This is a genomic window from Stappia sp. WLB 29, assembly GCF_023507705.1.
Lineage (GTDB): Bacteria > Pseudomonadota > Alphaproteobacteria > Rhizobiales > Stappiaceae > Stappia.
The window spans coordinates 166,283-179,521 of sequence record NZ_JALBGD010000009.1 but is presented as its reverse complement, the minus strand read 5'-3'; the positions used below and the strand labels follow the sequence as shown (position 1 = coordinate 179,521).

Annotated in this window: 12 protein-coding genes; 8 read left to right on the top strand and 4 right to left on the bottom strand. The window is 67.5% G+C overall.

Annotation, left to right across the window (positions count from 1 at the left end; all coding sequences use genetic code 11):
- Positions 1-61: 61 nt before the first annotated feature.
- Positions 62-874: a GntR family transcriptional regulator gene (locus MNI96_RS17065; RefSeq protein ID WP_249695118.1), complete on the bottom strand. Its 813-nt coding sequence runs from the start codon at positions 872-874 to the stop codon at positions 62-64.
- 235 nt (positions 875-1,109) lie between these two features.
- Between MNI96_RS17065 and MNI96_RS17060 the strand changes: the two genes are divergently transcribed.
- A complete protein-coding gene (locus tag MNI96_RS17060; protein ID WP_249695116.1) occupies positions 1,110-1,664 on the top strand; it encodes a tautomerase family protein in 555 nt (184 codons plus the stop codon).
- 183 nt (positions 1,665-1,847) lie between these two features.
- Here the strand turns inward: MNI96_RS17060 and MNI96_RS17055 are convergent, their stop codons facing one another.
- A complete protein-coding gene (locus MNI96_RS17055; RefSeq protein ID WP_249695115.1) occupies positions 1,848-4,022 on the bottom strand; it encodes a DUF294 nucleotidyltransferase-like domain-containing protein in 2,175 nt (724 codons plus the stop codon).
- Positions 4,019-4,471, bottom strand: a complete 453-nt coding sequence (locus tag MNI96_RS17050) for a hypothetical protein (RefSeq protein WP_249695114.1) — start codon at positions 4,469-4,471, stop codon at positions 4,019-4,021. Before MNI96_RS17050 ends, MNI96_RS17055 begins: the two co-directional genes overlap by 4 nt.
- A 423-nt stretch (positions 4,472-4,894) precedes the next feature.
- Here MNI96_RS17050 and MNI96_RS17045 point away from each other — a divergent pair, with 423 nt between their 5' ends.
- The 3 genes from MNI96_RS17045 (at position 4,895) to MNI96_RS17035 (ending at position 7,512) form a co-directional block, all read left to right on the top strand.
- Positions 4,895-5,161, top strand: coding sequence for a DUF4212 domain-containing protein (locus MNI96_RS17045; RefSeq protein WP_249695113.1), 267 nt, complete (start codon positions 4,895-4,897; stop codon positions 5,159-5,161).
- Between the two features lie 14 nt (positions 5,162-5,175).
- Entirely contained in the window at positions 5,176-7,035 is a 1,860-nt protein-coding gene (locus tag MNI96_RS17040) for a sodium:solute symporter family protein (RefSeq protein WP_249695112.1), read from the top strand.
- Positions 7,036-7,107: 72 nt separating this feature from the next.
- The gene (locus tag MNI96_RS17035) at positions 7,108-7,512 is read left to right on the top strand and encodes a hypothetical protein (protein ID WP_249695111.1); all 405 of its coding nucleotides are present in this window, start codon (positions 7,108-7,110) and stop codon (positions 7,510-7,512) included.
- Here MNI96_RS17035 and MNI96_RS17030 read toward each other — a convergent pair.
- The gene (locus MNI96_RS17030; RefSeq protein ID WP_249695110.1) at positions 7,482-8,171 is read right to left on the bottom strand and encodes a TetR/AcrR family transcriptional regulator; all 690 of its coding nucleotides are present in this window, start codon (positions 8,169-8,171) and stop codon (positions 7,482-7,484) included. The two genes, MNI96_RS17035 and MNI96_RS17030, sit on opposite strands and share 31 nt — an antisense overlap.
- Before the next feature lie 194 nt (positions 8,172-8,365).
- Here MNI96_RS17030 and MNI96_RS17025 point away from each other — a divergent pair, with 194 nt between their 5' ends.
- From MNI96_RS17025 to MNI96_RS17010, 4 genes are read left to right on the top strand one after another with little or no spacing between them, the layout of a single operon-like run.
- A complete protein-coding gene (locus MNI96_RS17025; protein WP_249695109.1) occupies positions 8,366-9,193 on the top strand; it encodes an FAD binding domain-containing protein in 828 nt (275 codons plus the stop codon).
- Between the two features lie 9 nt (positions 9,194-9,202).
- Positions 9,203-9,718: a (2Fe-2S)-binding protein gene (locus MNI96_RS17020; RefSeq protein ID WP_249695107.1), complete on the top strand. Its 516-nt coding sequence runs from the start codon at positions 9,203-9,205 to the stop codon at positions 9,716-9,718.
- Positions 9,715-12,090 (top strand): xanthine dehydrogenase family protein molybdopterin-binding subunit, encoded by a 2,376-nt coding sequence (locus tag MNI96_RS17015; protein ID WP_249695105.1) that lies wholly within the window; start codon positions 9,715-9,717, stop codon positions 12,088-12,090. The genes MNI96_RS17020 and MNI96_RS17015 overlap by 4 nt, the downstream gene beginning before the upstream one ends.
- A gap of 59 nt (positions 12,091-12,149) precedes the next feature.
- Positions 12,150-13,208: a C4-dicarboxylate TRAP transporter substrate-binding protein gene (locus tag MNI96_RS17010; RefSeq protein ID WP_249695103.1), complete on the top strand. Its 1,059-nt coding sequence runs from the start codon at positions 12,150-12,152 to the stop codon at positions 13,206-13,208.
- The last annotated feature ends 31 nt before the right edge of the window (positions 13,209-13,239 follow it).

Below are 13,239 nucleotides of genomic sequence, written 5' to 3'. Positions count from 1 at the left end.
CAAACCTCCCACTACAGGCCGCCTCATGCGGCCGGATGGTGACCCCGGAACCCCATTTTGGTTATCCGCCGCCGGCCGGGACCGGCGAGGAGCTTGTCGTTGTCCAGCGCGGGCCGCTTTCGGCGCGCACCCGGCGCATGGACATCTCGAAACGGTAGAGATCCGGCCGATAGAGGACGCGGATATATTCGACCGGCCGTTCCATCCGGTCGCGCACCACGCGGCGCACCTCGATGAGGGGCGAGCCGGCGGGAATGGACAGGACCTCGGCGACGTCCGGGTCGGCGACGGTCGCCGAGATGGTCTGCCGGGCGGAGGCGACATCGACGCCGGCGCGCTCCAGCAGGTTGAGCAGCGGCTGCGAGTTCAACTCGTCGCGCTCGTACTGGCGGCCGATATCGGCGGGCACATAGGTGACGAGATAGGACATCGGCTCGCCTTCGAGCCGGCGCACGCGCACCGCGCGCTGGACCTCGGTGCCCGGCTCGATCTCGAGCGCGGCGGCGATTTCCTCGCTCGCCGGCGGATAGGCGAAGGACAGCACCTGCGCGGTGGTCGACTGGCCCATCAGCGAGATGTTCTCCAGCCAGCCCTCGATGGAGGAGGTGACGGCCGGGGCGGGGGGACGGTTGACCACCCTGGTGCCGCGGCCGCGCTCGCGGATGACGAGGCCGGCATCGGCCAGTTCGTTCAGGGCGCGCTTGGCGGTGATGCGCGAGACGCCGAACTCGGTCGTCAGGTCCTGCTCGCTCGGCACCCGTTCGCCGGCGGCAAGGTCGCCGCCATAGATGCGGTTGCGCAGGATCAGGAAGATCTGGTGGTAGAGCGGCACCGGGCCGTTGGGGTCGAGTGCGCTGGTGGCGGGCGCTGCCATGTTGCCCGCATCCGAGCCTGCCGCCGATCCGTTCCGGGACTTCGTCGCTGCCACGTGCGGGCCCGCCTTGCGCTGTCGAGCGGCCGTCTTGCGCGGCCGTTCTTTCCGGTTGATGTGTGATAATGGTATGTCATTATATCAATATGTCAACTAGGTGCAGTCTCGCGAAACTTCCTTGTTTTTGGAAGGGGCGGGCGGGCCGAAGACTGGGTCAGAGAACAGGGAGGAGAGGCGGATGCCAGTGGTGCGCGTGACCTTGATCGAGGGCTACCCGGCCGAGACGCGGCGGCTTCTGGGCGAGCGGCTGACCGCCGCCGTGCGCGGCACGATGGCCGCGCCGCTGGAGGGAATCACCGTGGCGATCGAGGAGGTGCGCCCCGACAACTACATGCGCGGCGGCACGTCCCGCGTGCCCGGCGCCCCGTCTCCCGATCCGCAAGCGCTGGTGCGCGGTTTCCTGGAGGCGATGGAGGCCCGCGATCTCGCCCGCGCCTCGGAGTTTCTCGCCGAAGGATTCGTCATGACCTTCCCCGGCGGGGTCAGCTTTTCCCGGCCCGAGGAGCTTGCCGCCTGGGCCAAGGGCCGCTACCGCTTCGTGCGCAAGACCTACGAGGGCTTCGATACGGCGCTGGGCGTCAATGAGGCCGCGGTCTTCTGCTTCGGCACCTTGTCGGGCGAATGGCCGGACGGCACTGCCTTTTCCGGCGTGCGTTTCATCGACCGGTTCGAGGTCGAGGCGGGCAAGCTGACGCGGCAGATGGTGTGGAACGATCTAGTCACCCGAATCTGAAGTTCGTCGTATTTCACGGCATGCTCTGAACGAACTTCAGATTCAAAAGGGTGACTAGCAAGTTTATGTTTCTAGTGTGGTTTTCGAATTTGAAATACGCTCTGGGTGTGCTGCCAAAGTGAGGCGTATTTCAAATTCACCACACTAGAGGAGACCCTGCGCGGCTGAATTTTCCTCTTTGCCTTACAGCCCCTGCAGCAGGTCCTGCAGCATGTGGGTGATCAGGTCGATGCGGCCGAGCGCCTCGCGCAGCTCGTCCTGGTCGCGGTGGCTCAGCGCGTCGAGCCGCACCCGGTTGGTCGGCGGCACGCCGGCCTCCAGGTCGGCGATCTGCTGGGTCAGGATCAGCCGCATCAGGAAGCCGTGAATGTCGGCCAAGAGGTCCGCATCCGCCTGCGAGCGGCCGGCCTTGTCCGCCGCCTGGCGCAGGCGCTGGGGCGTCGACAGCGAGGCGACGCCGTGGCGCAGGGCGATGGCGCGCGCACCCGAAACGATGGGCAGCAGCCCGCCCGTCTTCAGGTCGACGCGTCCCGTGTCGTCCTTCTTGATCCGCCCGAACAGGCCGAGCGGCGGCGCGTGGCTGCCGGCGGCATTGCCGAGCGCCCGCAGCATGGAGAGCGAGCCGCGGGCGATCTCGCCGGCCTCCCGTCGCAGTTGCCCCGCCAGCCGGCTGCCGCCGCTGCCCGACACATGCGCGGGCGTGAAATCGTAGAAGATGTCGACGCTGAGCAGCGCCTGCGGCGAGGGGTGGCCGGCCCAGTCGCGCGCCTGCGACAGCCATTCGCCGAGCCGTCGCCGCCAGGGCCGGTTCTTCGCCATCACCCCGCCCTTGCAATAGGGGATGCCGGCGCGGTCGAGGATCTCGTTGATGCGCGCGGCGAAGCGCACGAACCAGTCGTCCGGATCGTCGAGATCGCCGGCATACTCGTCGGCGATCACCAGCGCATTGTCCTGGTCGGGGGCGAGCAGGCTTTCCCCGCGCCCGCCCGAGCCCAGCACCAGCAGGGCATAGTCGGCCGGCGCCGGGCCGTGGCCGGCGGCCATCAGCTCCGCCTCGGCCAGTTCCGCCGCGCGGGCCGTCATCGCCCGGGCCTCCGCCGCGATGATCGCTGCCACCTGCCGTGCGTCCTGGCCGTCGGCGAGCAGGCCGGCGGCGAGCGAGGGCAGGGCGGCCTGCACCCTTGCGAGATCGCGCGGGCGGGCGGCGGTCGCGATCTCGTCGCCGACGGTCAGCGTCGCCAGCGCCCGCTTGCGCAGCAAGGTGCGTAAGGTGAAGACGCCGGCCAGCCGGCCGCTGCCGTCGGTGACGCCGATATAGCGCAGGTTGTGCCGGGCCATCAGGCCGAGGGCGCGGTAGAGGAACGTGTCGTCCGGCGCGCTGATCACCGGCGCGCTCATCACCTGGCCGACAGGTACCGCGCTGGCGCCCGCGCCCTCGCGGGCGAGCGCGTGCAGCACGTCGCGCTCGGTGACGATGCCGGGCTCGCCGTCCTCGCCGGGCGGGTCGACGATCAGGCAGCCGATGCCGCGCTCGGCCATCAGCTGCGCCGCCTCGTGCAGGCTCGCGTCCTGCGTGATGCTGATCGGCGGGCTGTTCATCACCTCGCCGAGCCGGTGGCGGTAGAGGAAGCTGTCGATGGCGCGCTGGCTGCCCGAGCGCAGCACGGTGCGGGAAAAGTCCGGCCGCTCGGAGGGGCGCTCGAACCAGCCGGCCTCCTCCTGCCGGGCGATCAGCCCGGCAGGCTTGCGCGACAGGTTCTCGGCCTCGGCCAGCGTGCGCACGTCCTTGGCGAGCAGCTTCGGGATCAGCGCGGAATAGACCCGCGCGGTCGCGAGCGCGTCGCCATAGGCGGTGTGGCGGCCCTCCACGGGGATGCCGAAGCCGAGCGCCAGACTGTCGAGCGAGGTGTCGATCATCGCTCGGTCGAGGCCGGCGGCCAGTAGTGCCACGTCGAGCGAGCGCGGCTCGCGCCAGGCAATGCCGTGCCTGTGGGCCTCGTGGCGCAGCACCGCAAGATCGAAATGGATCGAATGGCCGACGACGACGGAATCGCCGATGAATTCCAGCAGCCGCGGGCCGATTTCAGCGAAATCCGGCTGGCCCTTCACGTCGTCCTCGCTAAGGCCGTGGATGCGGCGGGCGACCTCCGGGATCGGCATGCCGGGGTCGACGAGCTGGCGGAAGTTCTGCTCGGGGTGCACCTCCACCCCTTCCATGCGCACCGCGCCGATCTGCACGATGCGGTCCTTGCGGATGTCGAGCCCGGTGGTTTCGGTGTCGAGCACGACCACGTCGAGCGCGATCAGGGGCGTCGCGCCGGCGCGGTGTCCGTTGCCTCCACCCGACGCCGGGCTCACGGAACGGCCACCATCCTGTCGGAGAGCTGGCGGGCGAAGGCGACGAGGTCGATGCGCTTGCGCAGCGTCGCCTGGTAGTCGATGAAGCGGAAGGCGACGTTGTTGACCACCATCATCTTGTCGGCCTCGCGCACGGCGTCGTCGATGGGCGCGTGGTCGAGCAGGCGCAGCGCGGTGGCGATGGAGATGGCATCGGGCTTCAGCGGCGGCTTCGCCATGTAGACCTCCAGCCGGCGGTCGAACTCCTCGATCGCGTCGGCCCAGCCGCGCTCCGTGCGGTGCTCGGGCATGTCCTCTGCGGCAAGCACGGCGCGGTAGAGCGCGGCAAGACCGGCGGCGCGCAGGTTCGGATCGGCGGGAAGATGGGGGCGGATCTCGGCCTCGATCATCAGGATCAGGTCCTGCGCCGCGACCGCGAACCCCTCCCATTTGCAGATCTTCAGCGCCATTCCGAATCCCTCGTCCTGAAACAGGCGGGGTCCGGCCAGCAGCGAACGGGCGCGCAAGTACGAATAACTCGCTCCTTGCGCGAGAAAAGCGGCGCCGGCGCGGATAGCCTCGACGGCCGAGTCCCAGTCGGAACGTTGCCGTCGGGGCAGGATGGATCCAATCAAATCAAGCACTTGGTGCCTCTCCCTGGTGGTCGGCCGGTTGGTCCCGGTTCTGGTGATTAGTCTTTCGGATAACTTTCCTTTTCTACATTGGAGAGAATAACCTGACGGCGCAAGTGCCCCTGCATTGCAATATATCGCATGCTGCTAGTGCGAAAAGGTCGGGGAGGACCCTATTAGACTTTGTGATTATTGCGGGCAGGGAAGACCGGGCTGGCCGAGGTCGTTCAGCCGACGGTGCATTCAGTGGGAGGATTTGTTTTGACCGAGAAACTGCCACCGGAAGTGGCGGAGGCGCACTGGTCCAAGACGCGCAACCTGATGTGGGTTTCGCTGGCCATCTGGGCGTTCTTCGGCTTCTTCATCCACTTCTTCGTGACGGCGTTGAACAACGTCGTGATCCTTGGCTTCCCGCTCGGCTACTACATGGCCGCGCAGGGGTCGCTCATCGTCTTCGTCATCCTGATCTTCTGGTTCGCTTCGCGCCAGAATGCGATCGACGAGGAATTCGGCGTCGCCGAAGACTGAGGGGGGAGGATCCAATGGCACTTTCCATGAAGGGTGATTTCACCGACAACCTGGGAAAGATCTACGGGATCTATGTGGGCGGCTTTGCCGCCTTCGTCGTCCTGATGGCGATCTTCTCCATGATCGGCGTGCCCGACCGCTTCATCCTGTGGTCGTACATGGCCGCCACGATCGGCATCTACGCGTTCATCGGCATCATGTCGCGAACCGCGCAGGTGTCGGAATACTACGTCGCCGGCCGTTCGGTGCCTGCCATCTACAACGGCATGGCGACGGGCGCGGACTGGATGTCCGGTGCGTCCTTCGTCGGCATGGCCGGCACGCTCTTCGTGCTGGGTTACGACGGCCTTGCCTTCGTGCTGGGCTGGACCGGCGGCTACGTGCTGGTGGCCGTGCTTCTCGCACCCTACCTGCGCAAGTTCGGCGCCTATACCGTTCCGGACTTCCTGGGCACCCGCTACGGCGGCAACATGGCGCGCCTCGTCGGCATCGTCGTGCTGTTCTGCTGCTCGTTCACCTACATCACGGCCCAGGTCTACGCCTCGGGCATCATCGCCTCGCAGTTCCTGGGCATCGACTTCCGCTATGCGGTCTTCGCGGGTCTTGCGGGCATTCTCGTGTGCTCGATGCTGGGCGGCATGAAGGCGGTGACCTGGACGCAGGTGGCGCAGTACATCGTGCTGATCGTCGCCTATCTGCTGCCGGCGATCTGGATGTCCACCGTGCAGTTCGGCATTCCGGTGCCGCAGCTGACCTATGGCGGTGCGCTGTCGCAGATCGCGGAGTACGAGCGGCTCCTGGAGGTTGCCAAGCCCTATGTGGTTCCCTTCCAGACCTACAGCGCGATGGACTACTTCTTCCTGATCTTCTGCCTGATGGTGGGCACGGCCTCGCTGCCGCACATCCTCATGCGCTTCTTCACGACCCCGACGGTTCGTGAGGCGCGCAAGTCGGTCGGCTGGTCGCTGTTCTTCATCTTCCTGCTGTACTTCACGGCACCCGCCTATGCGGCCTTCTCGAAGTTCAACCTGATGGGTCTCTTCGTGGGCGCCGGGGCGGAGGCGAACTACCAGCTCGCCTTCTCCGCGATCCCGCAGTGGATGATCCAGTGGGGATCGATCGCGGGCCACCAGCTCGTGACGATCTGCGGCGTCAAGGCGGAAACCGTTGCGGCGATCCAGGCGGCCTGCGAGGCCAAGGGTTTCGCCACCGGCTTCCCGTACTCGGAACTGGCGCTCAACAACGACATGATCGTGCTGTCGACCCCGTCGATCGCCGGCATGCCGATCTGGGTCGTCGGTCTCGTCGGTGCCGGCGGTTTCGCCGCGGCGCTCTCGACCGCCGACGGACTGCTGTTGGCCATCGCCAATGCCCTGTCGCACGACGTCTACTACAAGATGATCGACCCCAAGGCCGACGCCAAGCGCCGCCTGCTGGTCGCCAAGATCCTGCTTGTGGTGGTCGCGCTCGCGGCGGCCTTCCTGGCGCGCACCAAGCCGTCCGACATCCTGTCGATGGTGGCGTGGGCGTTCTCGATCGCCGCGGCCGGCCTCTTCGCCCCGCTCGTCATGGGCGTGTGGTGGAAGCGGACGACGACGATGGGCGGCATCCTCGGCATGGCCGCGGGCTTCCTGACCACGATGTACTACCTGATCGGCAACGTCTACGGCTTCGACTTCGTCAAGGGCACGGGCGACGAGATCTCGTGGTTCGGCGTGGCGTCGATCTCCGCCGGCGTCTTCGGTGTCCCGGTCGCGTTCCTCGTCACCTATGTGGTGTCGCTGATCACGCCCGAACCCAGTCAGGAGATGCAGGACTTCGTGGACCGTCTGCGCCTGCCCAAGGGCGGCACGATGATGGTTCAAGGCCACTGACAAAGCGGCTATAGATCATGGCGCAGGGCCCACGGGCCCTGCGCTTTTTTATCCTCGAAGGGACGGACATTCATGCCAGCTTCCGCGTTCGGTGGCATTCTTCTGCTCATCGCCACCTATCTGCTCGCCCTCGTCACCTTCCTGATCGCCGGCGCTCCCGCCAATGTGGCGATCTTTCTGGGCGGGACCTATGCGCTGACCGGGCTTGCCGCCTTCCTGTTCTCGCGCGGGGTGCTGGAGTTCTTCGTCGGCTCGGACCGCGATCTCACCTTCTTCGTGGTGCTGCGCAAGCTGACCGACCCGCTGGTGGCGCTCACGGCGCCGATCACGCCGGGCTTCCTGATGCCCTTCGCCGTGTGCCTCTACTCGGCCTTCCTGTTCTTCCTGCTGAAGCTGTTCCTGTTCGGCGACGCCTATCTCGGCGTGCCGCCGCTGTTCATCGTCATCTACCTGGTGGTGATGTCGGCGTTCGCCTGAGCCTTGCCGTCCGGCAGGCTGGGCACTGTCTGGCAGGCCTGCTCGCACGGAATGTCGAAGGCGTCGACGAAGCGGCCGACGGCGGCGCGGATCGCCGGGTCCTGGTCGTCGGGGCAGGGGACCTGATAGACGTAGCGGCGGATGCCGATATAGATGATGCCGCCGTGCAGGTTCCAGATGTCCTCCATCTCCGGCTTGCGCGGGCCGGGAGCGGCACTGCGGAACTCCTCCATCAAGGGGCGCAGCAGCAGCCTGCTGACATGTTCCAGGTAGCGCCGGTTCAGCTCCGCGCCGGCAAGGCCGGAGAACATGAAGATCCGCATCCACTCGTAGCTGAAGATCGCCTGCGTGTATTCGCGGTAGAAGGTCAGCGCCCGGTCGTGGATCGGGCGGCTGCGGTCGGCGATCAGCGCCGGCCAGTCCGGCGAGATGCGGTCGAGATAGACCGCCCGGTAGACCGCCTCCAGCAGGTCGGTCTTGGTGCTGAAATAGTTGAAGATCAGCGACTGCGTGACGCCGAGCCGCTTGGACAGCTCGCGCGTGTTCCCCTCCAGCCCGACTTCCGAGAAATAGGCCGTCGCGCCGGCCACGATCATCGCCCGTCGCTCTTCGGGGGACAGGCGCTTGCGGTCGCCTGCGGAAGGGGAAGCTTTGGTCATCGTACTGCGCTCATCGGGGCAGGATTTCTGGAAAGCCCTCTTGTTCAGGGCTGAAACCGCTCCGTCAAGTTTTCTCTTGCAATTTCCCTGAACGCAATAGATCATTTGATCAATAAGAATGTGCCGCCGAACCGGGACACGCCTTTCCGTGGGGAAGGTCCGGCTCGCATGGCGGCGCGGGGGAGGACATCGAGATGAAAGCCGCAGCGGCCGGGTACATCCGGGCGAACGATCTTCCGCACGCCATTTCCCTGCTGGAGCAGTCGCGGGGCGAGGCGCGCATCCTTGCCGGCGGGCAGAGCCTCATTGCATCGCTCAACCTGCGGCTGGCCGGCGAAACGGCCCTTATCGACATCAACGGCGTTGCCGAGCTGTCGGGCATCGAGCTCGTCGGCGAGCAACTGCGCATCGGCGCCCTGACCCGCCACCGGGAGCTTGCTTCCTCCGATCTCGTCGCCCGCCATGTGCCGGCGATCGCGCAGGCAGCGCCCCTGATCGCCCATGCGGCGATCCGCAACCGCGGCACCATCGGCGGCTCGCTCGCTTATGCGGACCCGGCCGCCGAGCTTCCCGCCTGCATGCTGGCGCTGGATGCGCAGATCGTCGTGCGCGGTCCGGCCGGCGAGCGGCGGGTACGGGCCGGCGACTTCTTCGTCGACCTGTTCACCACCGACCTTGCCGAGGACGAGATGATCGTCGCCGTCGAGGTGCCGGTGGCGGTGGCCGGCGAGCGCCAGGCCACCATGGAGCTGGCGCGCCGGTCCGGCGACTACGCTCTGGCCGGCATCGTCCTGGTCGACCGCCCGTCCGGTGTCCGCGCGGCCTTCTTCGGCGTCGGGCCGACGCCGATCCTGGCCACCGGCGCGATGGCCGCCATCGACCGCGGCGCCTCGCCGGACGAAGCGGCCGCGCTGCTTGAGGGCGACCTGCAGCCGCTCGACGACGTCCATGCCCCGGCCGCCGTCCGTCTCCATCTGGCGCGGGTGCTGCTGCGCCGCGCCCTTGCCGCGACACGTTCCTGAAGGTCCGACATGTCCGATACCGCGCAGAGCTTTCCCACCCGCGTCGACATCTCGCTCACCGTCAACGGCGAGCCGGTCGATGCCCGTGTCGACGTTTCCCGCCATCTCGTCGACTTCCTCCGCCTCGATCTCGGCCTCACCGGCGCTCATGCGGGCTGCGAGCACGGGGTGTGCGGGGCCTGCACGCTGCAGGTCGACGGCGAGATCGTGCGCGGCTGCCTGATGCTGGCTGCCCAGCTCGACGGCGCCGAGGTCTGGACCGTCGAGGGCCTGACCGAGACCGGCGCGCTTGCCGACCTGCAGGCCGCCTTCGTCGAGCGCAACGCCCTGCAATGCGGCTTCTGCACGCCGGGCATGCTGTTCGCCGCCGCCGACATCCTTGCGCAGGGCGGGCAGCCGAGCCGCGTGGCGATCCGCGAGCACATTTCCGGCAATTACTGCCGCTGCACCGGCTACGAGGCGGTCGTCGATGCCATCGAGACCGTCGCGGGGGCCCGCGCGCGGGGCGAGGAGGTCTCGGCATGACCATCAATTTCGGCAATCCCGACCGGCCCAACAGCTATATCGGCCGCACGGTTCCCCGCCCCAATGCCCGCCGCCTGGTGGAAGGGCGCGGCCGTTATGTCGACGACATCGTGCTGCCGCGCATGCTGCATGTCGCCTTCGTCCGCAGCCCCCACGCCCATGCGCGCATCCTGTCGGTGGACACGCAGGAGGCTGCCGCCGTGCGCGGCGTGCGCCGCATCTTCACCGGCACCGAGCTTGCCGAGCATTGCACGCCCTGGGTGGCGGTGCTCGCCCATCTCAAGGGGCTGAAGTCGGCGCCGCAGCACGCGCTCGCCGTCGACCGTGTCACCTGGACCGGCGAGGCGGTCGTCGCCGTCGTCGCCGACAGCCGCGCGGCGGCCGAGGACGGGGCGGCGCTGGTGGAGGTGGAGTACGATCCGCTGCCCGTCGTCACCGACATCCGCACCGCGCTCGACGCGGCGACGCCGCTCATCCATCCCGATCTCGGCGACAATCTCACCTTCCGCCGTCTGCACGAGCAGGGCGAGGTCGACACGGTCTTCGCCGAGGCGCACACGGTGGTCGAGGCCAGCTTCAAGACCGGCCGCCACACCGGCGTCTGCCTGGAGCCGCGCTCGATCCTTGCCGACTACAATCCGGCCGAAGGCCAGATGACCGTCCATCACTCCACCCAGGCGCCGCACATGATGCAGAGCATCATCGCCCGCCATCTCGACCTGCCCGAGGGCAAGGTCCGGGTGATCTGCGGCGATGTCGGCGGCTCCTACGGCATCAAGGTCCATGTCTATCCGGACGAGATGGCGACGGCGGCGATCGCCAAGGCGATGGGCCGGCCGGTCAAGTTCATCGCCGACCGGATCGAGAGCTTCACCACCGACATCCATGCCCGCGACCACGAGATCGACGCGCGCATCGCCATCGACGGCGAGGGGAAGATCCTCGCCATCGACGTCGACGACTGGACCGGCATCGGCCCCTACTCGGTCTATCCGCGCACCTCGGCCATCGAGGGCAACCAGGTGGTCAACCTGTGCGGCGGCCCCTACGACTTCGCCGCCTACCGCGCCCGCACCACCGTCGTGCTGCAGAACAAGACGCCGACCTGCCAGTACCGGGCCGTCGGCCATCCCATCGCCGCGGCGATCACGGAAGGGCTCGTCGACTTCGCGGCAGAGGCGCTGGGCATGGATCCGGTCGAGATCCGCCGTCGCAACCTGATCAAGGACGATGCCTATCCCTACACTTCGCCGGCCAACATGCGCTTCGAGGGCCTGTCGCATCACGCCTCGCTCGCCAAGCTGCTGGAGCTGATGGATTACGACGGGCTTCGTGCCGAGCAGGCGGCGCTGCGCGAGAAGGGCATTTATCGCGGCATCGGCATCGCCAGCTTCATCGAGCTGACCAATCCCAGCCCGTTCATGTACGGCATCGGCGGTGCGCGCATCTCGGCGCAGGACGGCTGCACCGTGCGCATGGACCCGGACGGCAGCGTCGTCGCCATGTCGGGCGTCACCGAGCAGGGCCAGGGCACCGAGGCGATGCTGGCGCAGGTGGTTGCCGAGGCGGTCGGCGTGCCGGTCGGGCGGGTCAAGGTGATCACCGGCGACACCCAGACGACGCCCTATGGCGGGGGCACCTGGGCCTCGCGCGGCGCCGGCATCGGCGGCGAGGCGGCGCTTCAGGCCGGCCTTGCGCTGAAGGAGAGCATCCTCACCGTCGCGGCCTCCATGCTGCAGGCCTCGGCCGAGGGGCTGGACATCGTCGACGGTGCGGTCGCCGACAAGGCCACGGGCGAGGCCCGCATGCCGCTGGAGGAGCTCGGCCGCATCGTCTATTTCCGCGGCGACACGCTGCCCAAGGGCCTGCCGCGCGAGCTGGTGCAGACCCGCCACTTCATCACCTCGGACTATCCCTTCGCCTTCACCAACGGCGTGCAGGCGAGCTATCTCGAGGTCGACACGGAGACGGGCTTCGTCAAGCTGCTGAAGCATTGGTGCGTCGAGGATTGCGGCCGGGTGATCAACCCGCAGCTGGTCGACGAGCAGATCCGCGGCGGCATCGTCCAAGGCATCGGCGGGGCGCTCTACGAGGAGTGCCACTACGACGAGGACGGCCAGCTGCTCAATGCCAACATGGCGGACTATCTGGTGCCCATGGCGGCGGAGATGCCGGACATGGTCATCGGCCATGTGGAGACGCCGACGAAGGAGTCGGTGCTCGGCGCCAAGGGCGCGGGCGAGGCCGGCACCGCAGGCGCGCCGGCGGCCGTGATGAACGCCATCAACGACGCTTTGCGCCCGCTGGGGGGGCGGGTGACCGAAATGCCCTTCACGCCGGCCAGGATCCTGGCGGCGCTCGGGACCGTGTAACGCGCCCTCAAGGGTGCCGGGCCCCGTCCGCTGGCGGGGCCGAACTGGGGAGGAAGACCATGAAGTTCAAGCATCTCATCGTGGCAGCCGCGCTTGCGGGGACGGTCTTCGCCGTTCCGGCCAGCGCCCAGCAGACCATCACCGTCAACATCGGCTCCAGCCATCCGGAGGCCAATATCTGGGCCTGGGCGATGAAGAACGGCTTCCAGCCGGAGGTCGACCGCCTGCTCGCCGAAAAGGGCGAGTACAAGATCAACTGGGTCGAATCCTACGGCGGCACGCTCTACAAGTTCACCGACACCCGCGAGGCGGTGCGCGACGGCATCGTCGATGTCGGCATGGTCGGCACGGTCTGGGAGGGCGCCACCATGCCGCTCCAGAACGTCACCTACTTCACGCCCTTCGCCACCGGCGACCACGAGCTGCTGATCGAGATCTTCGACAAGCTCACCGACGAGCTCCCCGAGCTGCGCGACAGCTGGGCCGAGCAGAACATGGTGCACCTGTCGTCGCTGATCACCGACAGCTACGACATCTACGCCACGTTCGAGGTGAACAGCCTCGCCGACCTGCAGAACCGCAAGCTGAACGCGCCGGGCACCTCGGCCAACTGGCTGCGCGACACCGGCGCAACGCCCGTCGACGGCGCGCTGACCACCTACTACACCAACATCCAGACCGGCGTGACCGAGGGCACGCTGTCCTTCGCCTCGGGCATCCTGCCGACCCGCGTCTACGAGGTCGCGCCGAAGCTCACCCGCGTCGGCATCGGCTCGATGTATTTCGGCGGCATCGCCGTCAACAAGACCTTCTTCGACGGTCTGCCGGAGGACGTGCAGGCAGCTTTCCGCGCCGCCGGCAAGGAGACCTCCAAGCGTCACGGCGCCTATGTGACGGAGAAGGCGACCACCGCCATCGCCGAGATGCAGGCGGCGGGCCTGGAGATCCGCGAGCTTCCCGAGGAGGAGAAGCGCAAGTGGGTGAACAACCTGCCGAACATCGTCGAGCCCTGGCTGGAGACCGGCGGCGATGCGGCCAGGACCGTGCTCAAGGCCTATTTCGCGGCCCTGCGCGAGCGCGGTGTCGAGCCGCTGCGCGCATGGGACGAAGGTTTGTAATATCTTGATGCCGCACTGACCGTCCCGCCCG

Excerpts from the sequence above, each read along its gene's own strand:
- MNI96_RS17065 (WP_249695118.1), bottom strand. The coding sequence starts at position 874 with ATGGCAGCGCCCGCCACCAGCGCACTCGACCCCAACGGCCCGGTGCCG.
- MNI96_RS17060 (WP_249695116.1), top strand. The coding sequence starts at position 1,110 with ATGCCAGTGGTGCGCGTGACCTTGATCGAGGGCTACCCGGCCGAGACG.
- MNI96_RS17050 (WP_249695114.1), bottom strand. The coding sequence starts at position 4,471 with ATGGCGCTGAAGATCTGCAAATGGGAGGGGTTCGCGGTCGCGGCGCAG.
- MNI96_RS17040 (WP_249695112.1), top strand. The coding sequence starts at position 5,176 with ATGGCACTTTCCATGAAGGGTGATTTCACCGACAACCTGGGAAAGATC.
- MNI96_RS17035 (WP_249695111.1), top strand. The coding sequence starts at position 7,108 with ATGCCAGCTTCCGCGTTCGGTGGCATTCTTCTGCTCATCGCCACCTAT.
- MNI96_RS17030 (WP_249695110.1), bottom strand. The coding sequence starts at position 8,171 with ATGACCAAAGCTTCCCCTTCCGCAGGCGACCGCAAGCGCCTGTCCCCC.
- MNI96_RS17025 (WP_249695109.1), top strand. The coding sequence starts at position 8,366 with ATGAAAGCCGCAGCGGCCGGGTACATCCGGGCGAACGATCTTCCGCAC.
- MNI96_RS17020 (WP_249695107.1), top strand. The coding sequence starts at position 9,203 with ATGTCCGATACCGCGCAGAGCTTTCCCACCCGCGTCGACATCTCGCTC.
- MNI96_RS17015 (WP_249695105.1), top strand. The coding sequence starts at position 9,715 with ATGACCATCAATTTCGGCAATCCCGACCGGCCCAACAGCTATATCGGC.
- MNI96_RS17010 (WP_249695103.1), top strand. The coding sequence starts at position 12,150 with ATGAAGTTCAAGCATCTCATCGTGGCAGCCGCGCTTGCGGGGACGGTC.